Annotated in this window: 23 protein-coding genes; 8 read left to right on the forward strand and 15 right to left on the reverse strand. The window is 68.6% G+C overall.

Annotation, left to right across the window (positions count from 1 at the left end; all coding sequences use genetic code 11):
- The first annotated feature begins 57 nt into the window (after window positions 1-57).
- The 3 genes from G6N48_RS12140 to G6N48_RS12150 are packed head-to-tail and all read left to right on the forward strand — an operon-like array spanning window position 58 to window position 2,664.
- Window positions 58-1,632 carry a phytoene desaturase family protein gene (locus G6N48_RS12140; RefSeq protein ID WP_139825650.1) on the forward strand — a complete coding sequence of 525 codons (1,575 nt, stop codon included), beginning with the start codon at window positions 58-60 and terminating at the stop codon, window positions 1,630-1,632.
- A gap of 41 nt (window positions 1,633-1,673) precedes the next feature.
- The gene (locus G6N48_RS12145; protein WP_085267928.1) at window positions 1,674-2,120 is read left to right on the forward strand and encodes an SRPBCC family protein; all 447 of its coding nucleotides are present in this window, start codon (window positions 1,674-1,676) and stop codon (window positions 2,118-2,120) included.
- Window positions 2,104-2,664: a TetR/AcrR family transcriptional regulator gene (locus G6N48_RS12150; protein ID WP_085267927.1), complete on the forward strand. Its 561-nt coding sequence runs from the start codon at window positions 2,104-2,106 to the stop codon at window positions 2,662-2,664. Before G6N48_RS12145 ends, G6N48_RS12150 begins: the two co-directional genes overlap by 17 nt.
- A 30-nt stretch (window positions 2,665-2,694) precedes the next feature.
- Here G6N48_RS12150 and G6N48_RS12155 read toward each other — a convergent pair whose 3' ends face one another.
- The 7 genes from G6N48_RS12155 to G6N48_RS12185 form a co-directional block, all read right to left on the reverse strand.
- Window positions 2,695-3,153: a universal stress protein gene (locus G6N48_RS12155; RefSeq protein WP_085267926.1), complete on the reverse strand. Its 459-nt coding sequence runs from the start codon at window positions 3,151-3,153 to the stop codon at window positions 2,695-2,697.
- Between the two features lie 52 nt (window positions 3,154-3,205).
- Window positions 3,206-4,741 carry a flavin-containing monooxygenase gene (locus G6N48_RS12160; protein WP_139825649.1) on the reverse strand — a complete coding sequence of 512 codons (1,536 nt, stop codon included), beginning with the start codon at window positions 4,739-4,741 and terminating at the stop codon, window positions 3,206-3,208.
- Between the two features lie 117 nt (window positions 4,742-4,858).
- On the reverse strand, window positions 4,859-5,590 hold the full coding sequence (locus tag G6N48_RS12165) for a TetR/AcrR family transcriptional regulator (RefSeq protein WP_139825648.1): 732 nt from the start codon (window positions 5,588-5,590) through the stop codon (window positions 4,859-4,861).
- 144 nt (window positions 5,591-5,734) lie between these two features.
- A complete protein-coding gene (nrdE, locus tag G6N48_RS12170) occupies window positions 5,735-7,900 on the reverse strand; it encodes a class 1b ribonucleoside-diphosphate reductase subunit alpha (protein ID WP_085267924.1) in 2,166 nt (721 codons plus the stop codon).
- Window positions 7,870-8,334: a class Ib ribonucleoside-diphosphate reductase assembly flavoprotein NrdI gene (gene nrdI, locus G6N48_RS12175; protein WP_085267923.1), complete on the reverse strand. Its 465-nt coding sequence runs from the start codon at window positions 8,332-8,334 to the stop codon at window positions 7,870-7,872. The genes nrdE and nrdI overlap by 31 nt, the downstream gene beginning before the upstream one ends.
- 44 nt (window positions 8,335-8,378) lie before the next feature.
- Window positions 8,379-8,618 (reverse strand): redoxin NrdH, encoded by a 240-nt coding sequence (locus tag G6N48_RS12180; protein ID WP_085267922.1) that lies wholly within the window; start codon window positions 8,616-8,618, stop codon window positions 8,379-8,381.
- 499 nt (window positions 8,619-9,117) lie between these two features.
- The gene (locus G6N48_RS12185) at window positions 9,118-9,672 is read right to left on the reverse strand and encodes an NAD(P)H-dependent oxidoreductase (protein WP_085267921.1); all 555 of its coding nucleotides are present in this window, start codon (window positions 9,670-9,672) and stop codon (window positions 9,118-9,120) included.
- Window positions 9,673-9,763: 91 nt separating this feature from the next.
- On the opposite strand from G6N48_RS12185, the gene G6N48_RS12190 reads away from it, so the two are divergent.
- Window positions 9,764-10,372: a TetR/AcrR family transcriptional regulator gene (locus tag G6N48_RS12190; protein WP_085267920.1), complete on the forward strand. Its 609-nt coding sequence runs from the start codon at window positions 9,764-9,766 to the stop codon at window positions 10,370-10,372.
- A complete protein-coding gene (locus tag G6N48_RS12195) occupies window positions 10,372-11,421 on the forward strand; it encodes a DNA polymerase IV (RefSeq protein WP_085267919.1) in 1,050 nt (349 codons plus the stop codon). Before G6N48_RS12190 ends, G6N48_RS12195 begins: the two co-directional genes overlap by 1 nt.
- A 158-nt stretch (window positions 11,422-11,579) precedes the next feature.
- On the opposite strand, the gene G6N48_RS12200 is transcribed toward G6N48_RS12195, so the two are convergent.
- Window positions 11,580-12,488, reverse strand: coding sequence for an SDR family oxidoreductase (locus G6N48_RS12200; protein WP_085268068.1), 909 nt, complete (start codon window positions 12,486-12,488; stop codon window positions 11,580-11,582).
- 20 nt (window positions 12,489-12,508) lie between these two features.
- Complete coding sequence (locus G6N48_RS12205; RefSeq protein ID WP_085267918.1) at window positions 12,509-13,153, reverse strand: TetR/AcrR family transcriptional regulator; 645 nt, start codon at window positions 13,151-13,153, stop codon at window positions 12,509-12,511.
- 115 nt (window positions 13,154-13,268) lie between these two features.
- On the opposite strand from G6N48_RS12205, the gene G6N48_RS12210 reads away from it, so the two are divergent.
- Window positions 13,269-14,750: a cytochrome P450 gene (locus G6N48_RS12210; RefSeq protein WP_085267917.1), complete on the forward strand. Its 1,482-nt coding sequence runs from the start codon at window positions 13,269-13,271 to the stop codon at window positions 14,748-14,750.
- 5 nt (window positions 14,751-14,755) lie between these two features.
- On the opposite strand, the gene G6N48_RS12215 is transcribed toward G6N48_RS12210, so the two are convergent.
- On the reverse strand, window positions 14,756-15,271 hold the full coding sequence (locus G6N48_RS12215; RefSeq protein ID WP_085267916.1) for a 2-isopropylmalate synthase: 516 nt from the start codon (window positions 15,269-15,271) through the stop codon (window positions 14,756-14,758).
- Window positions 15,272-15,545: 274 nt separating this feature from the next.
- Here G6N48_RS12215 and G6N48_RS12220 point away from each other — a divergent pair, with 274 nt between their 5' ends.
- Complete coding sequence (locus G6N48_RS12220) at window positions 15,546-15,695, forward strand: hypothetical protein (protein WP_161494179.1); 150 nt, start codon at window positions 15,546-15,548, stop codon at window positions 15,693-15,695.
- Between the two features lie 10 nt (window positions 15,696-15,705).
- Here the strand turns inward: G6N48_RS12220 and G6N48_RS12225 are convergent, their stop codons facing one another.
- The 3 genes from G6N48_RS12225 to G6N48_RS12235 form a co-directional block, all read right to left on the reverse strand.
- Window positions 15,706-16,698, reverse strand: a complete 993-nt coding sequence (locus G6N48_RS12225) for a sensor histidine kinase (RefSeq protein WP_139825647.1) — start codon at window positions 16,696-16,698, stop codon at window positions 15,706-15,708.
- A gap of 95 nt (window positions 16,699-16,793) precedes the next feature.
- Window positions 16,794-18,239: a FadR/GntR family transcriptional regulator gene (locus G6N48_RS12230; RefSeq protein ID WP_085267914.1), complete on the reverse strand. Its 1,446-nt coding sequence runs from the start codon at window positions 18,237-18,239 to the stop codon at window positions 16,794-16,796.
- A gap of 22 nt (window positions 18,240-18,261) precedes the next feature.
- Entirely contained in the window at window positions 18,262-19,455 is a 1,194-nt protein-coding gene (locus G6N48_RS12235) for a thiolase family protein (protein WP_085267913.1), read from the reverse strand.
- Window positions 19,456-19,506: 51 nt separating this feature from the next.
- On the opposite strand from G6N48_RS12235, the gene G6N48_RS12240 reads away from it, so the two are divergent.
- A complete protein-coding gene (locus tag G6N48_RS12240; protein ID WP_085267912.1) occupies window positions 19,507-19,842 on the forward strand; it encodes a Zn-ribbon domain-containing OB-fold protein in 336 nt (111 codons plus the stop codon).
- Here the strand turns inward: G6N48_RS12240 and G6N48_RS12245 are convergent.
- Both G6N48_RS12245 and G6N48_RS12250 read right to left on the reverse strand, forming a co-directional pair.
- The gene (locus G6N48_RS12245; protein ID WP_085267911.1) at window positions 19,839-22,016 is read right to left on the reverse strand and encodes an acyl-CoA dehydrogenase; all 2,178 of its coding nucleotides are present in this window, start codon (window positions 22,014-22,016) and stop codon (window positions 19,839-19,841) included. The two genes, G6N48_RS12240 and G6N48_RS12245, sit on opposite strands and share 4 nt — an antisense overlap.
- A gap of 113 nt (window positions 22,017-22,129) precedes the next feature.
- Window positions 22,130-22,888, reverse strand: coding sequence for an SDR family NAD(P)-dependent oxidoreductase (locus G6N48_RS12250; protein ID WP_085267910.1), 759 nt, complete (start codon window positions 22,886-22,888; stop codon window positions 22,130-22,132).
- Between the last annotated feature and the right edge of the window lie 10 nt (window positions 22,889-22,898).

The following is a 22,898-nucleotide window of genomic DNA, read 5'->3' on the forward strand; positions in this document are numbered from 1 at the left end:
TTGACGCAAATATGTCAGATGTGACATTGTGCCTTTCAGCCGATCGAAGGAGTGGCGATGTCCGACTACGACGCGATCATCATCGGCGCCGGCCACAACGGCCTGGTGGCGGCGAACGTGCTCGCCAAGTCCGGGGCGAAAGTGCTTGTGCTGGAACGGGCCAACTTCCTCGGCGGCATGGCCGCGACCCGCGAGCTGTTCGACGGCTACAAGCACAGCGTCGGCGCCTGGGCGGTCCTGATCTGGCGCCAGGAGATGACCGAACGCCTCGAGCTCACCAAGTGGGGCTTCGAGCTGATGGAGCAGTGGACGTCGACGTGCACGTTCGGCGACGCCGAAGACACTCCGTTCGTGATGTACAACGACCTCGAGCGCATGGGCCGCCACCTCATCGAGGACCACGGACCCGACGTCGCGACCGCCCTCGGCGGCCTGTTCGCACACATCGGCCGGTACGCGCCCTACTTCGTCGACTCGGCGTTCGGGCCCCCGCCCGACATCATCGAGGTGATCGCCGCGCAGCCCACGCCCGAGGCTCGGCACGACTTCGCCCAGATGTGGTACGGCAGCACGATGGACACGGTCCGCCGCTTCCTGGCGCCCGACCAGGGCCGCTGCATCCAGGGCTCGCTGGCCGCGATGTCGATCGACGCCTTCGACGGCGGACCCTGGACGCCGGGCTCGAACGCCTCGACGCTTTATCACTACCTGATCGGCGGCGGCAGCGTCGAATACATCATGCCGCGCGGCGGCATCGGCTCGCTGAGCGCGGCGCTGTGCCGGCGCGCCGAATCGCTGGGCGCCGAGGTGCAGCTCAAACACCACGTCAAGGAGATCCTGGTCGCCGACGGGCGCGCCACGGGCGTCCAACTCCGCGACGGCACAACGATTTCCGCCGACGCCGTGCTGTCGTCGCTCGACCCGTACACCACATTCGTGAATCTGGCCGGCGCGCAGCACTTCCCACCGGACTACATCCGCAAGGTCAAGGAGATCAACTTCAACCTGGGTTACATCCAGGCCCACCTGACCATTGACCAGGCGCCGCAATGGATCGAGCGGCTGCAGCCCTTCATGCATGACAACGGACAGTGGTGTCCCACCGTGGCCTACGCGCCGTCACCGGAGTACATCAGCGACGCCTGGGAGCAGTACCGCAAGGGACAGCTTCCCGACGCCCCGCCCACCTATCTGTACATACCCAGCATGGTCGACTCGTCACTGGCCCCCGAAGGCAAGCACAGCGCGACGATCTTCACGCCCTACTTCCCCACCGGCCTGGACGCCGACGAGAACCGAAGCTGGAAGGAGCAATACGCCGACACCTGCGTGCGGATCTTCGACACCTTCGCCCCCGGGTTCGCCGAGTCGGTCACCAACCGCGTGGTGTTCTCCAACCGGTACTTCGGCAGCACCTTCAGCGCACATGCCGGCGACTACTCCCACGGCCTGCTGCAGCCCAACCAGCTGTGGACGGGCCGCGTCGTCGAGGGCGAGGACAAGTTCGCCACCCCGGTCGACGGGCTCTACCTCTGCGGCCAGTGCACCCACCCGGGTCCGGGGGTGACCGGGATCCCCGGGTGGAACGGCGCCGAGGCCGCCCTCAAGCATCTCAACGCGCGCGTCGCCTGAGGGCTGTTGTTGACCGCGAAGTTGCATGTACCATTTGGTACATGATTATCGAAGACAGCATCCGGATAGACGCGCCGCCCCAGGTCGTGTGGGATGTCTTCAGCGACGTCGAGCACTGGCCCCAGTGGACCGCGTCGGTAACCTCCCTGGCGGGCCTCGACGGATCCGCCCTCGCCGTGGGCAACCGATTCGCGATCAAGCAACCCGGCCTGCAGAGGCTGATCTGGAAGGTCGCCGAGATCGAACCCGGTACCTGCTGGACCTGGGTGCACCGCTCCCCCGGCGTGCGGGTGATCGCTCGCCATCACGTCACCGGCCTCCCCGGCGGCCGCACCCTGGTGCGCCAAGAACTCGATCAGCGGGGTCTGCTCGGCGCGCTGGTGGGGCGCTTGACGGTCAAGCGGACCAAGCGATTCCTCGCGATGGAGGCCAACGGCCTCAAGGCCCGGTCCGAGCAGGTCAGCGGCGCCAATGGCCCGCGCGCCTGACACCGAACGGCGCCGCGAACTACTGCACGCGCTGTTCGACGAGTTCGCCGCGAACGGTATCGGTGACCGCTCGCTGCGCGACGTCGCCGCCGCGGTCGGCACGAGTCACCGGATGCTGTTGCACCACTTCGGTTCCCGAGAAGACTTGTTGATCGCGATCGTCGGGGAGGCCGAGCGGCGCCAGATGGCCCTCGTTCCCGGATTGCCGGAGGATCCGGCCGACGGCTTCGCCGCGATGTGGGCCGACCTCCGTCGCCCCGAACTGCGGCAGTTCGAACGCCTCTTCTTCGAGTGCTACTCGCGCGCGGCCCAGGGCGAAAAGCCGTTCACGCGAATGGTTCCCGCCGCCGTCGACGGCTGGCTCGGCGAGGTCGAGTCGGCCGCCGGTGCCGCATACGATGGCCCGATGGCCAGGCTCGGGCTGGCGGTCACCCGTGGACTGCTGCTGGACCTGGTCGCCACCGACGACGAGGCCGGCGTGGATGCGGCCGCGGGCGCGTTCATCCGGCTGCTGCGCGGACACGGCCCGACGCCTGGCGCGTGACGACAGCGCCGAACCATCCTCAACGATGCCTCAGTCTGTGGTGTGGACGATCAGCACGTCGGTCTTGGCCCTGCGGGAGACTTCGGATGGGACTGAGCCCAGCAGCCGCCCGGCGACGCTGCTGAGCCCGACATTGCCGACGACGAGCAGGTCGGCGGCGACCTCCTCGGCAAGCTGCACCAGCGCATTGATGGGGGCACCGACGATCGGCTTCTCCTCCACGTTCTTGGCCCCGGCCTGGTGCGCCCGCTCCCTGGCGTTCTGCAGGATCGCGTAGAAGGGGGCCTCGCCCACCGTCCGGTAGTCCTGACCGTGGTCGCTCCCCGGCGGGATGGCGTAGCGGCCCTTTTCCACCGAGACCGGGGAATGCGCGGTCGCAACGATCAATTTCGCGCCGTGCTCCGCGGCGATCGCGGCTGCGCGGTCCACCGCACGCAGCGACGAATCCGAACCATCGGTGCCGACCACGACGGTCTGATAGGCGCTCATTTCCCTCCCAGTGTAAATCCCGATGGCTCTGGGAAACGTGAACTCGTTACGCCTACCCGGTGGGGCTCAGGTCCTTGTGACGGCGGCGTACCCCGAAGAACCGGTACTCGTCGCGCTTGACCCCGCGGGTGGCCCGCCAGTACTGCCACGTGTAGCCGCCCCAGAGCACGGTGTTCCTGCCGTGCTCGTCGAGGTACCAGCTGCTGCAGCCGCCGCTGTTCCACACCGAGTGCGACAGTTTGCGTTGCAGTTCGTCGTTGAAGGCGTCCTGCGCTTCGCGGGTGGGCGCGAGCGCCTGTGCGCCCATCTTGTCGCAGGTCTTGATCGCGTCGGTGACGTAGTGGATCTGCGATTCGATCATGAACACCACGGAGTTGTGCCCGAGCCCGGTGTTGGGTCCCAGCAGGAAGAACAGGTTGGGCACGTCGGCGACGGTGATGCCGCGATGCGCGCCGATGCCCTCGCGGTTCCAGCGATCGACGAGGTCCTCCCCGTGTCGCCCCTTGATCTGGACGTAGGTGTAGGAGTCGGTGACGTGGAAGCCGGTGGCATAGACGACCACATCCGCCTTGCGTTCCCGGCCGTCGGCGGTGACGATCCCGTCGGGCGTGATGCGGCTGATGGGATCGGTGATCAGGTGGGTCTTGGGATCCGCGACCGCACCGTAATAGGTGGAGGAGTTCAGGATTCGCTTGCACCCGATCCGGTAATGCGGCGTCAGCTTGCGGCGCAGCTCGCGGTCCCTCACCGAGCGGCGAATGTTGTATTTGCAGTAGGCCTCGATGAACTTCAGCGCGTTCGGCCGCTTGGTCATGCCAAAGGCCAGCGCCTCCTGGGCCCAGTAGATCCCCAGGCGCGTCAGCGCGCGCAGCCCGGGGACGTTCTCCATGGCCCGGCGCAGCACCGGCGGGATATCCGGGTTGGAGCGCGGCACCACCCACGGCGGGGTGCGCTGGTAGAGCTGCAGCTCGGCGACCTGACCGACGATCTCGGGCACGATCTGAATCGCGCTGGCGCCGGTGCCGATGATCGCCACGCGCTTGCCGGTCAGGTCGACGCTGTGGTCCCACTCCGCGGAATGGAAAGCGGGACCGGCGAATTCGTCGCGACCCTCGATGTCGGGGAACGACGGGATGTGCAGCGCGCCCGCGCCGGAGATCAAAAACTGCGCGACGTATTCGCGGCCGTCGGCGGTGAACACGTGCCACCGGTTCTCGTCGTCGTCCCAGTGGGCGCGGTCGACATGCGAGTTGAACACGATGTAGCGGCGCAGCCCGTACTTGTCGGTGACGCCCTGGAGGTAATCCCAGATCTCGGGCTGGTAGGAGAACGGGTTGCGCCAGTCCGGCTTGGGCTCGAACGAAAACGAGTACAGGTGTGACGGGATGTCGCAGGCGCAGCCGGGGTAGCTGTTATCCCGCCAGGTGCCCCCGATGTCGCCGGCCTTCTCCAGGATGACGAAGTCTCGGTCGGTGAAGCCCTGCTTTTGCAGCGCGATCGCCATGCCGAGACCGGAGAAGCCGGTCCCGATGATCAGGGCCCGGGTGTGCACCGGTTCGCGCGTCTGAGTCGGCTCGACATGTGTCATGGCATCGGTCACGGTGGATCGGTCTTCCTGTTAGCTCCCCCGAATACCTAGTACCGAGGGTATCGGATGGCACGAGTGTTGACGATCGCCGGACCGATGTCAACGTGCCGAAAGTCCTCAGCTGGCGGCGGAGTTGATGGGCACGACGCTGTGGATCGGCTGGTCGGGATCCATCGAGATGCCCAGCGCCTCAGCGGTGCCGACGATCACCCCGATCATGATCGTGGTCAGGTGCGCGACGAACCGGTCGCGCGGCATCCGCCGCGGGCTGTCCGCCTCCGGGCCCAGCCACCACTCGGTGGACGACGCGGCGGACCCGAACGCCGCGTGCCCCGCCAGTTCGATCGCGGCGTGGTCGAGCTCCATCTCGCGCAGCTCGTTGTCGAACATGTCGGCCACGGCCAGGGTGATGCCGCGGCCCTCGTCGAGAATCTGGGGGCTGGCCGCGGACCGGCCTTCGATGAAGACCCGCAGCACGTTGGGGTGCTCGTCGACGAGGTTGACGTACTCCTCGACGGCGCGGTGGATCACTTCGCGCGCCGAGTCGGTCTTGAGGTCGATCGAGGAGAAGATCGCCCCCCACAGCATGTCGCGCAGCCGCTCCCCGATCGCCTGGAACAGGTCGGACTTGTCGTGGAAATGCCGGTAGATCTTCGGCTTGGCGGTGCCGGCCTCCTCGGCGATCTCGCGCACGCTGAGCTCGGGCCCGAGCCGGTCGATCGCGCGGAACGCGGCGTCGACGATCTCGCCGCGCACCTTCTTGCGGTGTTCGCGCCAGCGCTCGCTGCGCGCGTCGACCTTGACCCCGGGCTTGACGCTGGGGTGCGGCGGTCGCGGAATTCTCACCACATCAAGCACCATACCGCGCAGGACCCGCTGACCTGGGCGGACTGGCGCTCCCGCGGCGGGACCGCCTTCGCCGAGCGTGCACTGGTTGCGAAAAACAACCCCAAAATTCGCAATGAATGCACGTTCGGCGAGATGTCGAGCCGCCTACAGCATGCAGGAGACGCAGCCTTCGACCTCGGTGCCCTCCAGGGCCATCTGCCGCAGCCGGATGTAGTACAGCGTCTTGATGCCCTTGCGCCAGGCATAGATCTGCGCCTTGTTCACGTCGCGGGTGGTGGCCGTGTCCTTGAAGAACAGCGTCAGCGAGAGCCCCTGGTCCACGTGCTGGGTGGCCGCCGCGTAGGTGTCGATGATCTTCTCGTAGCCGATCTCGTAGGCGTCCTGGTAGTACTCCAGGTTGTCGTTGGTCATGTAGGGCGCCGGGTAGTAGACCCGTCCGATCTTGCCCTCCTTGCGAATCTCGATCCGGGACACGATCGGGTGGATCGACGACGTCGAATGGTTGATGTAGGAGATCGACCCGGTCGGCGGCACCGCCTGCAGGTTCTGGTTGTAGATGCCGTGCGCCTGGACCGACTCCTTGAGCCGCTTCCAGTCGTCCTGGGTCGGGATCCGGATCTCGGCGTCGGCGAAGAGCTGACGCACCTTCGGGGTCGCCGGCTCCCACACCTGGTCGGTGTACTTGTCGAAGAACTCCCCCGACGCATACTTGGACCGCTCGAAACCCTTGAAACGCGAACCGCGTTCGATGGCGATGCGATTCGAGGCGCGCAGGGCGTGGTAGAGCACCGTGTAGAAGTAGATGTTGGTGAAGTCGATGCCTTCCTCGGACCCGTAGAAGACGCCCTCGCGAGCCAGGTACCCGTGCAGGTTCATCTGCCCGAGCCCGATCGCGTGGGAGTCGTTGTTGCCCTGCTCGATTGATGGCACCGACGTGATGTGCGTCTGGTCGCTCACCGCGGTCAGCGCGCGGATGGCCACCTCGATGGTCTGGGCGAAGTCCGGCGAGTCCATGGCCTTGGCGATGTTCAGCGACCCGAGGTTGCAGGAAATGTCCTTGCCCACGTGGGCGTACGACAGGTCCTCGTTGAACCGCGACGGCGTGGACACCTGCAGGATCTCCGAGCACAGGTTCGAGTGGGTGATCTTGCCCTCGATGGGATTGGCCCGGTTCACCGTGTCCTCGTACATGATGTACGGGTAGCCGGACTCGAACTGCAGCTCGGCCAGCGTCTGGAAGAACTCGCGCGCCTTGATCTTGGTCTTGCGGATGCGCGCGTCGTCGACCATCTCGTAGTACTTCTCGGTCACCGAGATGTCGGCGAACGGAACCCCGTAGACGCGCTCGACGTCGTACGGCGAGAACAGGTACATGTCCTCGTTGCGCTTGGCCAGCTCGAAGGTGATGTCGGGGATCACGACCCCGAGGCTCAGCGTCTTGATCCGGATCTTCTCGTCGGCGTTCTCCCGCTTGGTGTCCAGGAAGCGGTAGATGTCGGGGTGGTGCGCGTGCAGGTACACCGCGCCGGCGCCCTGGCGTGCCCCGAGCTGGTTGGCGTAGGAGAAGGAGTCCTCGAGCAGCTTCATGATCGGGATGACGCCCGAGGACTGGTTCTCGATGTTCTTGATCGGGGCGCCGTGCTCGCGAATGTTGCTCAGCAGCAACGCGACCCCCCCGCCACGCTTGGACAGCTGCAGCGCCGAGTTGATGGAACGCCCGATGGACTCCATGTTGTCCTCGATGCGCAGCAGGAAGCAGGACACCGGTTCGCCGCGCTGCTTCTTTCCCGAGTTCAAGAAGGTCGGGGTGGCCGGCTGGAACCGCCCGTCGATGATCTCGTCGACGAGCTTCTCGGCAAGCACGGTGTCGCCGGCGGCCAGCGTCAGCGCGACCATCACGACGCGGTCCTCGAAACGCTCCAGGTAGCGCTTCCCGTCGAAGGTCTTCAGCGTGTAGGAGGTGTAGTACTTGAACGCGCCGAGGAACGTCGGGAACCGGAATTTCTTGGCGTAGGCGCGGTCCAGCAGCGTCTTGACGAAGTTGCGGCTGTACTGGTCGAGCACCTCACGCTCGTAGTAGTTCTCCTTGATCAGGTAGTCGAGTTTCTCGTCCTGGTTGTGGAAGAACACCGTGTTCTGGTTGACGTGCTGCAGGAAGTACTGATGAGCGGCCTCGCGGTCCTTGTCGAACTGAATCTTGCCGTCGGCGTCATACAGATTCAGCATCGCGTTGAGCGCGTGGTAGTCCGTCTCCCCCGGTAGCGCGTGGGCGCCGGACGTTACAGGCTCTGCAGTGACGGTTGGTGGCACGTCTGTTCCTTCCAGAATTCAGCCCAGAAATTTGCCAGGCCCGCGCGGACGGCTTCCACGTCGTCCGGGGTTCCCATCAGTTCGAAGCGGTACAGGTACGGAACGCCGCATTTGCGGGAGACCACGTCGCCCGCGTAGGCGAATTCCGCGCCGAAGTTGTTGTTGCCCGCGGCGATGACGCCGCGGATCAACGATCGGTTGTGCTCGTCGTTCAAAAAGGCGATCACCTGTTTGGGGACGTAGCCGCCGGCGTTGAGGTCGGGCGTGGCCCGTCCCCCGCCGTACGTCGGCAGGATCAGCACGTACGGCTGATCGACCTCGATGCGGCCGTGCAGCGGGATCCGCGTGGCGGGCAGACCCAGCTTCTCCACGAAGCGGTGGGTGTTCTCCGACACGCTGGAGAAATAGACCAGGTTGGGCCCCGTGACGTCCATGGCACCGCAACCTTCCTTGTCTATCGTCTTTCGTCCGCCGACGTTCAGGCGCTCAGCTCGGCGGCCGAGATCGCCTTGATGCGGTCCGGCCGGAAACCCGACCAGTGGCCGTCGGCCGTCACCACCACGGGGGCCTGCAGGTAGCCCAGCGCCATCACGTAGTCGCGGGCCTCGGGGTCCAGCGTGATGTCGACCTTGTCGTAGGCGATGCCCTGCTTGTCGAGGGCCTTGTAGGTGGCGCTGCACTGCACGCATGCCGGCTTGGTGTAGACGGTGACACTCATGAATGCCGCTCCTTTGCGGAAGGGGGTCTGGGGACTGGCAACTACCTGAATCTGCGTCTTTGCTATGTACAGCGGTCCGTCATGGCCCCTGATTCCCGGGGAGCGGCTCTGCGGAGCGAAGACCTGGCTTCGACATCTTCGAGCCGATTCCGGGGGGTCCTCCGAGCCGTTCTGGCTGGATCGCCCTGGGATCTGCCGGTCCCCGGAACACTACACCTAGTGGCTGACAAGAGGTAGAGATACAACATGTTCTGAATAACATTTTTGAAATTCCCTGGTCGTAAGTGCTGTCGCGGATTTCGCCCCGGCGTGTCGCACGTCACAAACGGCGCCGGGGGCACCCGTGTGCACCGGTATATCACCGGCCACCGACAACGCGGGCGGAAACGACGCCGGGGCGAGCAGCCAGCAAAGCCGCCGGCGGGCGCCGGCGGCTTTGGGTAATGCCAGGAACGAAGGTGGCTCGTCGCCACCGAGCGGCTTTTCGATACCGCCGGAGTCAGCCGACTTCGGCGGCGAGTTTGCCCACGATGTCCCGCACATTCGCCGACAGCTCGGCGTGCTCCGCGGGCGCCTTGCCTTCCAGCGTCGTGAACGGCACCGAGAGCTTCAGGTCCTCGACGACCCGCGCGCCGGCGATTCCGAAGGACTTGCGCGTGTCGTCGTGCGCCCACACGCCCCCGTACCGACCGAAGGAGCCCCCGATCACCGCCAGCGGCTTGCCCTTGAGGGCGCCGTCACCGAACGGGCGGGACAGCCAGTCGATCGCGTTCTTGACGACGGCCGGATAGCTGCCGTTGTACTCCGGGGTGACCACCAGGGCTGCGTCGGCGTCGGCCGCCGCGGCGCGCAACGCGGCCACCGGAGCCAGCGGGGGCGCGTCGGCGGTCATCACGTCGTCGATCTCCTCGTTGTAGAACGGCAGGTCGCCGAGCCCTTCGAAGATCGTGACCGTGACGCCGTCCGGAGCCACCGCCGCCGCCAACTCGGCGATCTGGCGGTTGACCGACGCCGCACGCAGGCTGCCCACGAACGTCAAAATCTTGGTTGCCACTGTCGGACTCCCCTTCGATAGTTGGTGTTGATCCTCGCACGGCCCAACCGGACTATGGTCCGTTTTATTCCGGCAGCGTTACAGTGCACTCATGAGCGAGCCCCTGGCCGCGTTGCCCGTATTCGCCCCACAGGCGTCCCAGCGCGAGCGGGGCGACGCGGCACGCAACCGCGCCCTGTTGCTGGACGCGGCGCGCCGCCTCATCGCCGAGCGCGGCGCCGACGCCGTCACCATGGACGACGTCGCCGCGGCCGCCGGGGTCGGCAAGGGCACCGTGTTCCGCCGGTTCGGCAACCGGGCCGGCCTGATGATGGTGTTGCTCGACGAGGACGAGCGGGTCAACCAGCAGGCCTTCCTGTTCGGGCCGCCGCCGCTGGGTCCCGAGGCGCCGCCGCTGGAGCGGTTGGTGGCCTTCGGCCACGCGCGGATCCGCTTCGTGCACACCCATCGTGCACTGCTGTCGGCGGCCAACCGGGACCCGCAGAGCCGGCACAACGCGCCGGCCATGGTGGCTCGCACCCACGTGCGCATGCTGCTGCAGTCCGCGGGCACCACCGGCGACCTCGACGCGCAGGCCGACGCGCTGCTGGCGCTGCTCGACGTGCACTACGTGGAGCATCAGCTCAACGAGGGCGGCCACACCCTGCAGACCCTGGGTGCCGCGTGGGAGAGCCTGGCCCGCAAATTGTGCGGAAAGTGATGGGCACCGCGTGGGTGCTGCACGTGGACCTCGACCAGTTCCTCGCGTCGGTGGAGTTGCGCCGCCATCCCGAGTTGGCCGGCCTGCCGGTCATCGTCGGCGGCAGCGGCGACCCGACGGAACCGCGCAAGGTCGTGACGTGCGCCTCCTACGAGGCACGCGAGTTCGGCGTGCACGCCGGAATGCCGCTGCGCGCCGCCGCGCGGCGCTGTCCCGGCGCGACGTTCCTGCCGTCCGATCCCGACGCCTACGACGCGGCGTCCGAGCGGGTGATGGGCGTGCTGCGCGACCTGGGGCACCCGGTCGAGGTGTGGGGCTGGGACGAGGCCTATCTGGGCGCCGAACTCGACGGCCCCACTGACGCGCTGGCCCTCGCCGAACACATCCGCGCGGTGATCTCGGCGGAAACCGGCCTGTCGTGCTCGGTCGGCTTCAGCGACAACAAGCAACGGGCCAAGGTGGCCACCGGGTTCGCCAAGCCCGCCGGCGTATTCGGCCTCACCGACGCCAACTGGATGACGTTGATGGCCGACCGCCCCGTCGACGCGCTCTGGGGCGTCGGCCCGAAGACAGCGAAAAAACTTGCCTCACTTGGTATTACAACCGTCCGGGAGCTCGCCGACAGCGACTCGGAGCTGCTCACGTCGACGTTCGGCCCGCGCACGGGCCTGTGGCTGCTGCTGCTCGCCAAAGGCGGCGGGGACGCCCGCGTCAGCGCGCAACCGTGGATCCCGCGCTCGCGCAGCCACGTCGTCACCTTTCCTCGCGACCTCACAGAACGGCACGAGATGGATTGCGCCATAACCGAGTTAGCACACCGTGCGCTGGACGACGTCACCCGCGACGGGCGGACCGTCACCCGGGTGGCGGTCACCGTGCGGACCGCGACGTTCTACACCCGCACGAAGATCCGCAAGCTCGACGCGCCCACCACCGACCGCGACGCCATCACCACCGCCGCGCTGCGCGTCCTGGACCTGTTCGAGCTCGACCGGCCCGTCCGCCTTCTCGGCGTTCGCCTCGAACTGGCCATGCCGGTCCAGTGGTGATCGCGAGCGCGGCGCAGCCGCGCGAAGCGGGTCGCCACCATCGGCGCCAGTGGTGATCGCGAGCGCGGCGCAGCCGCGCGAAGCGGGTCGCCACCATCGGCGCCAGTGGTGATCGCGAGCGCGGCGCAGCCGCGCGAAGCGGGTCGCCACCATCGGCGCTAGGGCCGATTCCCCGCCTCCTCCTCAGGCCGCTGGGCGGCCTGCATCGCCGGCGCGGGCCGCAGCACCCTGGTGAAGATCACGTTCACCTGGCGCATCGCCACGCTGTAGGGCCACCACGCCAGCCGCTTGAAGGCATAGAAGGCCCGGATGTCCTGCGACGTGTAGATGAGGTACCGGTTCTTCGCGACGCCGGCCAGGATCTTCTCGGCCGCCTTCTCCGGGGCGATGGCGTGGCCGGTGAACCGGTTCACCCAGCGGGCGACGTTCGGGTCCGACCGGTCCACACCGGCGATCTCGACCGTGTCGACCAGCGGGGTGTGCACGGCGCCGGGCACCACGACCGACACCCCGATGCGGTGGCGCGCCAGGTCGAAGCGCAGCACCTCCGACAGGCCGCGCAGGCCGAACTTGCTGGCGCTGTAGGCGGCATGCCAGGGCAGCGCGACCAGCCCCGCGGCCGACGACACGTTGACCAGGTGGCCGCCCCGCCGCGCCGCCACCATCGGCGGCACGAAGGTCTCGATCACGTGAATGGGTCCCATCAGGTTGACCGAGACCATCTTGGTCCACTGCTCGTGGGTCAGGCGGTCGACGGTGCCCCAGGCCGACACCCCGGCGATGTTCAGCACGACGTCGACGCTCGGGTGCACGTCGTGAACCTCGGCGGCGAACGCGGCCACCTCGGCGTAGTCGGCGATGTCGAGGGCCCGGTGCCGGGGCACCCGGGCGCCCAGCGCGCGGGCGTCGGCGACGGTCAGCTCGAGGCCGTCGGCATTGCGGTCGGTCAGATAAAGCTCGGCGCCCTGCGCGGCCAGCCGCAACGCGGTCGCGCGGCCGATGCCGCTGGCCGCGCCGGTGACCAGGCACCGCTTCCCCGCGAAATATCCGGATGCCTTCTGCGCCATGGCCGTGACGATACCGGCGGCTACGGGTCGGCCCGGGGTCCGCTCCACAGCGCGTGCAGCCACAACCGCTCGAGCACCCGGACGCGGCGGTCCCGATCGGTGTCGCGGCCGGCCAGGACCGGGTCGCCGGTGAGCATCAGCGCGGTCGTTCCCGCCAGGGTGCGGATCAGCGTCGGGAGGTCGTCGCTGATGGGGCTGGCCGTGCCGGCCGCCAACTCGGCTTCCACGATGGCGACGATCTGGTGCAGCACGACCTCGAACTGCCGGTCCATGATGTCGCGGATCTCGACGTCGGTGTTGCGCGCGTCGTTGCAGGCGGTCATCACCGGGTCGTTGTGCGCGAACACCGCCGCTGCGCTGCCGACCATCCGCTTGGCGAACTCCTCGGGCGTCTCGCCCGGGGAGCGGGGGGCGAAATCCTGGGTGAGTTCCTCGAGCTCTTCGGTCGCCTCGGCCATCAGCTGGGCGAGCACCGCGTATTTGGAGTCGAAATAGAAGTAGAAGCCCGACCGGGCGACCCCGGCGCGCACGCTGATCGTGCTCACCGACAACTCGGCGAACGGCTTCTCCTGCAGGAGTTCGCGCACGGCAGCCAGGATCGCTTGCCGCTGCTTGTCGCCGCGCCGGCGGGCGCCCGGCTCCGGATTTGCGGCGTGGCGGCTCACCCCCCGACCTTGCACCACGCCGCCGGAAAAGCAAACTTGACAGGCGTCAAGTTTCTGTCGAAGGATAGGGATCGGTGACTGCCGTCACCCAACCCGGGCACGCAAAGGAGCGCGTATGGCCGCCACCATCAGCACCCCGAACTACCTGCTGGACCAGGCCCGGCGCCGGTTCACCCCGTCGTTCAACAACTTTCCCGGCATGGGGATGGTCGAGCGCCGGCTGCTCAACACCAAGTTCCCGGAGCACACGCTGGCCGAGCCGCCGGCCGGCAGCGGACTCAAGCCGGTCGTCGGCGACGCGGGCCTGCCGCTGATCGGGCACATCATCGAGATGCTGCGCGGCGGCCCGGATTACCTCATGTTTCTCTACAACACCCGCGGCCCGGTCGTGTTCGGCGACTCGCCCGTGCTGCCGGGTGTCGCGGCGCTGGGCCCCGACGCCGCGCAGGTCATCTACTCCAACCGCAACAAGGACTATTCACAGCAGGGCTGGGTCCCGGTGATCGGGCCGTTCTTCCACCGCGGGCTGATGCTGCTCGACTTCGACGAGCACATGTTTCACCGCCGGATCATGCAGGAGGCGTTCGTGCGCTCCCGGCTGGTCAGCTACGTCGAGCAGATGGACAAGGTGGTGTCGCAGACGGTCGCCAACGACTGGGTGCCAAATGACGCGCGCTTCCTGCTCTATCCGGCGATGAAGGAACTGACGCTCGATATCGCCTCGATGGTGTTCATGGGCCACGAGCCGGGCACCGATCGGGAACTGGTCACCAAGGTGAACAAGGCCTTCGCGGTCACCACCCGCGCGGGCAACGCGATAATCCGGACTCCCGTCCCACCGTTCACCTGGTGGCGCGGCCTCAAGGCGCGCGAACTGCTGGAGAACTACTTCCGCGAGCGGGTGGCCGAACAACGCGGCAAGAACGGCAACGACCTGCTGTCGGTGCTCTGCCAGACCGAGGACGAGGACGGCAACAAGTTCTCCGACGAGGACATCGTCAACCACATGATCTTTCTGATGATGGCCGCGCACGACACGTCGACGTCGACCGCGACCACCATGGCCTATCAGCTGGCCGCCAACCCGGACTGGCAGGAGCGGTGCCGCGACGAGTCCGACCGGCTCGGCGACGGTCCGCTCGACATCGACTCGCTGGAGAAGCTGGAGTCGCTGGACCTCGTGATCAACGAGTCCATCCGGCTCGTGACGCCGGTGCAGTGGGCCATGCGGCAAACTGTCCGCGACACCGATCTGCTGGGCTACTTCATCCCCAAGGGCACCAACGTCATCGCCTACCCGGGGATGAATCACCGGTTGCCCGAGATCTGGACGGATCCGCTGAAGTTCGACCCCGACCGGTTCACCGAGCCGCGCAACGAGCACAAGCGGCACCGCTACGCGTTCACCCCCTTCGGTGGCGGCGCCCACAAGTGCATCGGAATGGTGTTCGGGCAGTTGGAGATCAAGACGATCCTGCACCGCTTGCTGCGCAAGTACCGGATCGAACTGCCCCGCCCGGGATACGAAGCGGAGTGGGATTACGGCGGCATGCCGGTGCCCAAGGACGGCATGCCGATCGTGCTGCGCCCGCTCTGACGGCCTCAGCCGTCGGACGCCAGCCGGTTCGCAGAGGCGATCACCGCGCGCAGCGCCGACTGCGTCGGGTCCTCCGACAGGCCCATGGCCCACCGCGCGCGGCCGTCGCTGGCGGCGCACACCAGCGTTGCCGTCGGCCCCTCGGACCGCATTTGGTGAAAGCTCATGATCTCCAAGGTGATTCCGCGCTCGTGCAGCATCGCGGTGAGCGCCGCGACCGGCCCGCCGGCGGCGGCCGTGGAGGTGGTGATGCGGTCGCCGACGGCGATCACGGCGCGGTAATTGCGGGCCTGCGGGCCGATCCGGCCCGCCGGCCGGTCGGCGTCGACGCAGGCCCAGTGCCCCAACCGCAGCGGACCGGCGGTGGGCGCGTACGTGGCCACGAAGGTCTCCCAGGACATCGCGGCGGACTGTTCTCGCAGACCGCGGGGCAGTCCGACACCGAAGTGGCGACGGAACGAGGCGCCGGCATCGGGGGCGCCGGCCGGTGCGGACGGGAAAACGGGCTTGGTGAGCGGCATTTCGGTTTTCTCTGCTCTGAAGAAGGAGAGCGACCGACGGCAGTGACGTCCGACCCGCAGCGGGGGGTCGGTCCGGATCAGACCCCGCTACGGGTGCTGGCTACTACCGCGTTGGTGAAAAGACGCACGAGCGCCGACATTAGACGCCGCGCGCGGGCAATGCAAACCCCCTGACGGCCCAGCGGGTGGGGGCGCAATGTGATCAGACGTTAGTATCTGGCGCGGAACGATTTTGGGGGTCACGGATCGTGACTCGGAGACGAAAGGCCACTCGATGACCGCGAAGAAGACCAGCATGGGCACGTCGTCGATCCGCGTCCTGGTTGCGGTGGGGGCTGCCGTGTTCGCCTTGTTCGCCGCGGGCTGCGCCGCCGGAGCACAGCCCGCACCCGTTCCCTCACCCGCGCCGACGAGCAACCGTTAGGGCTCGCGCGTCAGCTGATCGGCAGCGGCGACGGCGCCAGCCGCAGGTAGGCCTGGATCGTGGTGCCGCGGCTGGTGGTGTGCGTGCGCACCAGGTCCGCGATGGCGTTGATCAGGTACAGGCCGCGGCTGGCTGCTCCCTGGGGTCCCGGTTCGAGACGCCCGACCAGCGGGTCGTCGAAGCACCCCGAATCGCGCGCCTCGCAGACCAGATGCTCGCCGGTGCGCCAGAATGCCAGCCGGCAGCCGCCGCCGCCGTACATCAGGCTGTTGGTCGCCAGCTCGGTGGCGATCAGCTGCAGGTCCTCGATGTCGTCGGGTGACAGTCCGACCCAGCCGGCGTAGCTGAGCGCGAAGTTGCGTGCCGGCCGGAGGTCCGCCGAACTGCCGACCAGATAGGTCACCGCCCCCGGATTCGTCGGCAGCGGCCGGTTGCAGCGCCGCAGGGCGTCCTCGGGGGCGTACTCGGGGCTGTGGTCCAACGAACCGCAGCTCCACAGCATCGGGTGGGTGGCGCGGGCCTCGGCCAGCATGCCGTCGTCGAGCCGTTCGGCGTCGTAGAGACAGACACCGGTCACCGGGTAACCCTCCAGGGCCGCGTTGACCAGCGCCTCGTGCTCCACGCAGGCCTGCATCTCCTCCTCGCTGCGGCCGGGCCAGGCGATCTGGCTGACGATCCGCACCCGCCGGCCGGGGTGGTCGTCGACGAAGCATCCCTGCATCGCCATGAAGCGGGTGGGGTTGCGCGCGGCCTCGGCCACGTCGGCCAGTCGCAGGTCGTCCGGCAGCCCCCCGCCGTCACACAGCGCGTCGCGCAGGAGCGCCAGTTCGGCTCTCGGCACGGCGATCAGCACCGCCTCGTTCCTAGCGAGACCCTCGACCACGAAATGTTCGACGAAGTCCACACACTCCCGCTGGGAGTGGTAGAAAAGCGCCGAATGCACGAATTCAGGCCCTCCGCCTTCGGTGCCCGCGGTCATCCCGGCGCTCTCACTCTCGATCACTGCTGCCGCCCCCCTGCTGGACCGGCGCGTCCACTGTTCGTACTTCCATACCCGCCGAGCGCCTCGGCTATGCCGCGCAACGCGTCACACCTGGACTAGAGCCACCACGAGGCGGCGGCGTCGAGGTGACGACGGACGCGGTAGCGCGCCAGGCTGTCGTCGCCGGCTTCGATCGCGTCGAGGATCCGCAGGTGCGCGTGGTCGACGGCCACCACGTCGGCCCAGGTGGGCAGCGCCTGGCCGGTGCTGGTCCAGTGCCGGCGGAACAACTCGACGATGATGCGCAGGAACAGGTCCAGCAGCGCGTTGCCGGCCAGTTGCGCCAGTCCGACGTGAAACCGGAACTCTTCGACCGCCCCCTGGCGAACGTCGCCGCCGGTCCGCTCGGACACCGCGCGGTCGGCTGCTCGGTGCGCCGCCAGGAAGGCCCTCACCTCCGGCTCGGCGCGCCGTTTGACGACCTTGGCCACGTCGTCGATCTCGATGGCGTCGCGCACGCAGCGCAGGTCCTCACGGCTCGGGTTGCGGTACTGCAGGTACAGGGCGATGGTCTCGATGCTGGCCTGCGCCCGTGGCTGGGTGACGACGAGCCCGCCGCGGGGGCCGCGGCGCATCTGCGCGATCGAGTGGTACTCGAGCAGCCGGACCGCCTCGCGGAACACCGCGCGGCTCACCTGGTAGCGGTCCAGCAACGCCGTCTCGCTGCCGAACACCGAGCCGATCTGCCAGCCGCCCGCGGCGATGTCGTCGCCGATGGTCGCGGCCAGCGTCTCGGCGAGCTTGCCGCGGGGCACGTCCGGAGGGGGCCGGCGGGTGGGGCGCGTCGCGCGCGCACGGCTCCCGTGGCGCTGCAGCCAGGCGGTGACCGCCTCCACGTGGCGCTCGGTGAGCGTCCTGGCGCGGGCGGCGTCGCCGGCGGTGACGGCCGCGACGACCTCGGCGTGGTGCTGGTGCATGTGGTCCACCGCCTCGATCGCGGCGCTGGGCGACTCCGCACGCGACTGCAGGGCGTAGCGCGTGGTGAGCCGCATCAGGATGTCGATGAACAGCTGCAGGACCGGGTTGTGCGACTGCTCGGCGAGGGCGATGTGGAACTCGTCGCGCGGCGCCGGCGCTCCCGGGCGCCAGCGCTGCTCGGCGCTCAGGACGGCCCGCAGCCGGGCGATGCCGGCCTCGTCGATCCGATCCGCGGCGAGGGAGGCCGCGAGGGGCTCGAGCACGAGGCGCGCGGTGAGCAGGTCGGGCAGGGTCGTGCCCAGGTATTCGAGGTAGATGACCACGGCGCGGGTGGCCGGGCCCGCGTCGGGCTCACAGATCAGCAGCCCGCCGCCCGGCCCGCGGCGCATCCGGGCCACGCGGTGGTGTTCGACCAGCCGGACGGCCTCCCGCAGCACCGAACGGCTCACCCGAAAGCGTTGCTGCAGAGCCTGTTCGGAGCCCAGCGATTCGCCGACCACCCAGCCGCGACGAGCGATGTCCGCCTCGATGTCGCGGGCGGTCTTGGCTGCCAGTTTGTCCGCCTGGCCGGTCTGTGGGCTCAACTACGCGCTCGCACAGGCTCGTTCAGCAGGTGAGTAGCATGCACCCGGCGACGGGCCCACCGCCCACCGAGACGACGCCGACCTGCGGGCGGCGGGCCACCTGCCGCTCCCCCGCGTCGCCACGCAACTGCAGGCACCCCTCGTGCAGCGCCCAGTAGCCGTGCATGCGGCCGGCCGAGAGCTGGCCGCCGTACGTGTTCAGCGGCAGCTCACCGTCGCGGGCGATGCGCGCGCCGCCCTCGACGTAGGGCCCGGCCTCGCCGTCGCCGCAGATGCCCAGCGCCTCCAACCACGCCAGGGTGAGAAACGTGAACCCGTCGTACAACTCGGCGACGCCGAGGTCGGCGGGCTTGAGCTGCGTGCGCGACCACATCTGCGCGGCCGCGTCGGACATCGCCATCTTCGGGTAGTCGGCGCGGTGAAACCACCCTCCGGCGCCGTCCGACCCGCCGATCGCCTCCACCGCGACCGCGCGGTGCGGGCAGTCGACGGCGTACTCGGCGTGCGACACGACCACGGCGACGGAGCCGTCGATGGGGACGTCACAGTCCAGCAGCCCGAATGGCGTGGACACCGGCCGCGCGCCCAGGTAGTCGGCCATGGTGATCGGATCGCGATAGACCGCAAGCGGATTCAGCGCCGCGTTACGCCTGCCGTTGAGCGCCAGCCAGCCCAGCTGTTCCTTGGTTGTCCCGTACATCTGCATGTGGGCGCGGCAGTTGAGTGCCAGCCAGTTCGCCGCGGAGTAGGCGTGCGCCGCGACGAGGTCGTTGACGTCGTCCATCGCGCCGACGGCGGGCTTCGGCTCGCCCTCGGGTGTGGAGAACATGCGCGCCAGCGGCGGGACGGGCGCGTTCTCGTCCTGCTTCACGGGGACGGTGCCGCCCAGCATCTGAATCGTCCGGTACACCACCACATGGCGGGCGCGCCGCTCGGAGACCGCGCGGCACGCCGACATCACCGGGCTGAGCAGGCCGCCGGTCCCGAAGCCTGCTCCGCAGTCGGCCGCGTCGATGCGCAGCTCGGCGTTGACCTCCCCCGCCGGGGTGTCGCCGAGCGTCGCGATGCCGTCTATGTCGGACGCCGCCAGCCCGGCGTCGGCGATCGCCCCCCGAACCGCCTCCATGGTGAGCTCGAGCCCCGCAATGCCGGTGCGGCGGCCGATGCGCGAGATACCGACGCCGGACAGGATCGCGTCCTTCTCGAAATGCGTCATGTGCACCGCCCGTCCCAGCCCGCCGAAGTCTAAAAAGTGTACTGTATTGCGGTGCCCGACAGTTCCTCGCAGCTGCTCATCGAATACTGCGACGCCTGTGTGCACTGGGTGCACCCCGCCGCCGGCGAATGCCGCGACTGCGGCAGCGCGATCGAGGCGCGTCCGGTATCCGGGCGGGGCACGGTGTTCACCTACACCGTCAACCACCACCCCTACAACCCGGAGATCCCGGTTCCCTACGTCATCGCGATCGTCGAGCTCGCCGAGCAGCAGGGCCTGAGGGTGGCCGCTAACATCGTTGACTGCGACCCGGATTCGGTGACGTGCGGGATGGCCGTCGAGCTCCGGCCGGCCGGCGGCGGCGCGCCGGCGTTCGCGCCCGTCTAATTGATCAGCGGGTCGCGCGGCATGCCGAGGATCCGCTCGGCGATCTGGTTGCGGGTCACCTCGGAGGTTCCGCCGGCGATGGCCATGCCTCGGGCGCCCATGACCAGCCGGCCCGCGGCCGCGCCGGGCCCGTCGACCAGCGCGACCTCCGGCCCGGTGAGGGCCGCCATGATCGCGGCGCCCTCGACCATGTGATCGGCCAGCTTGAGCTTGGTGACGTTGCCTTCGGGGCCCGGCCCCGCGCCCTCGACGCTGCGCGCCACCCGGCGCAGGTTGAGCAGCCGCAGCGCGGTCTCGTCGGCGAGGTAGGACCCCACGCGAACCTCCGCGCCCGCCAACCGGTCCGCGTGCGCTTTGGTCAGGTCCACCAGCGCGGTGGCCAGCCCCTCGTAGAACGACCCGCTGCCGCCGATGCTCACCCGCTCGTTGCCCAGTGTCGCGCGCGCCACCGTCCAGCCCGAGTTGGGTTCGCCGACGACGTCTTCATCGGGGACGAACAGGTCGTTGAAGAACACCTCGTTGAAATCCGAGCCGCCGGTGATCTGCCGCAACGGCCGCACCTCGACCTCGGGCGCCTTCATGTCGACGATCACCGTGGTGATCCCGGCGTGCTTGGGCGCCTCGGGGTCGGTGCGCACGGTGGCCAGGCCGCGCGCGCAGTAGTGGGCGCCGCTCGTCCACACCTTCTGCCCGTTGATCTTCCAGCCGCCGTCGACCCGGGTGGCCCTGGTCTTGATGGACGCCGCGTCCGACCCCGCCTCGGGCTCGGAGAACAGCTGGCACCATATCTCGTCCTTACGCAGCGCCTTCTCGACGAATCGTTCTATCTGCCAATCGGTTCCGTGCTGGATCAGGGTCAGGATCACCCATCCGGTGATCCCGTAGTCGGGCCGCTTGATGCCGGCGGCCCGGAACTCCTCCTCGATCACCAGCTGCTCCACGGCGTCGGCGGCCAGGCCCCATGGCTTGGGCCAGTGCGGCATCACGTAGCCGGTCGCGATCAGCTTGTCGCGCTGCGCCTGCTTGTCCAGCGCCGCCAGCTCCTGGGCGTCGGCGCGGATCCGGGTGCGCAGTTGCTCGGCCTCGGGCGGCAGGTCCAGGCTGTTCTCCCGGACCGCGCCGGCGGCGGTGCGGTCGAACACATCCCGGGCCGGGGCGTCGCCGCCGAACAGCGCCGAGGTCACCAGCGCCCGCCGCAGGTGCAGGTGCGCGTCGTGCTCCCAGGTGAAGCCGATGCCGCCGTGCACCTGGATGTTGAGCTCGGCGTTGCGCGCGTAAGCGCCGAAGGCCAGCGCCGCCGCGGCGGCGGCGGCCAGCCGGAACTGCTCTTCGTCCTGCGAAGAGTCCTCCTCCGCGGCGCGCGAGGCGTCCCACACCGCGGCCAGCGCCGACTCGGCCGCCACCAGCATGTTCGCGCAATGATGTTTCACCGCTTGGAAAGTGGCGATGGTGCGGCCGAACTGCTGGCGGACCTTGGCGTAGTCGACCGCGGCGTCGACGCAGTCCGACGCCCCGCCCACCGCCTCGGCGGCCAGCAGCGTGCGGGCCCGGGCCAGGGCCGACTCGCGCGCCCCGGTCAGGACGTCGTCGGCGGTGACGCTCACGCTGCGCAGGCGCACTCGCCCGGAGCGCCGGGTGGGGTCCAGGTTCTCCGGCACCTCGACAGACACACCGGCGCGGTCGCGCTCGAGGACCAGGACGTCGTCGCCGGCGGCGATCAACAGCACCTCGGCCAGCCCGGCGCCCAGCACGATCCCGGCGTCGCCGTCGGCCGCGCCGTCGGTGACCCGCACCTGCGAGTCGAGACCGATTCCGGCCGTGACGGTGCCGTCGACGAGTCCCGGCAGCAGCCGCGACTTCTGTTCGGGGGTACCGGCTTTGGCGATCACCGCCGACGCGATCACGGTGGGCACGAAAGGCCCGGGCGCCACCGCGCGACCGAGCTCTTCGATCACGACCACCAACTCGGGCAGGCCGTAGCCCGACCCGCCGTGCTCCTCGTCGAGGTGCAGGCCGAGCCAGCCCAACTCGGCCAGGTTCTGCCAGAACCCCGGCCGGCCTTCCTCGGGTGCGTCGAGCAGCGATCGCGCCGCCCAGCGCGCCTTCTGCGAGGTGAGGAACGCGCGGGCCACCTCGGCGAGTTCGCGGTGGTCGTCGGTCAGTGCGATCGCCATGAGGCCCTCCTCGCGACTGGGGTGTGACCGCCGGCCCCGCTCCGAGGGGGAGCGGGGCGGCTGCCTAAAGAGTGTACTTAATGCGAGGAGAGCACCGGCCGCGGGGCAGCCGCCTACTTGGGCGCGAAGCGCTGCCCGGCGTCCAGTCGCAGGCACTGGCCGTTGAGCATCGGGTTGTCGATGATGGCCGCGGCCAGCTTGGCGTACTCGATCGGCCGGCCCATCCGCTTGGGGAAGGCGGCGTCCCTGGTCAGGGCCGCTGCCATCTCGTCGGGAACCATGGCCGTGATGCCGGTCAGAAACAGGCTCGGCGCGATCGCGAGTACCCGGATGCCCAGCGAACCGAGGTCGCGGGCCATCGTCAGGCACATGCCGGCGATCCCGGCTTTGGCTGCGGTATAGGCGATCTGGCCGATCTGGCCCTCGAACGCCGCGATCGACGCGGTGTTGATGATGACGCCACGCTCCTCGTCCTCGGGCTCGTTCTTGGCCATGTGCGCGGCCGCCAGCCGGCTGATGTTGAAGCTGGCGATCAGGTTGAGGTCGATGACGGATTGGAAGGATTCGAGGTCGTGGGGGCCGTCCTTGGTCAGGGTCCGCTTGGCGATCCCGCCGCCGGCCGTCGTCACCACCACGTGCAGGCCACCGAGCTTGTCGACGGCGGCCTGCAGCGTCTCCTCGGTGCCGGTGAAGTCGGTGATGTCGACCGGGTAGAACGCCCCACCCAGGCCCTCGGCGACGGTCTTGCCGTCGGACCCCTCGCGGTCGAGCACCGCGACGTCGGCGCCGCGCTCGGCCAGCAACTCGGCGGTCGCGCGGCCCATGCCCGACGCGCCGCCGATGACGACGACCTTCTTCCCGTTGATCTCCATCCGGACCTCT

The organism is Mycobacterium parmense (assembly GCF_010730575.1).
Classification (GTDB): domain Bacteria; phylum Actinomycetota; class Actinomycetes; order Mycobacteriales; family Mycobacteriaceae; genus Mycobacterium; species Mycobacterium parmense.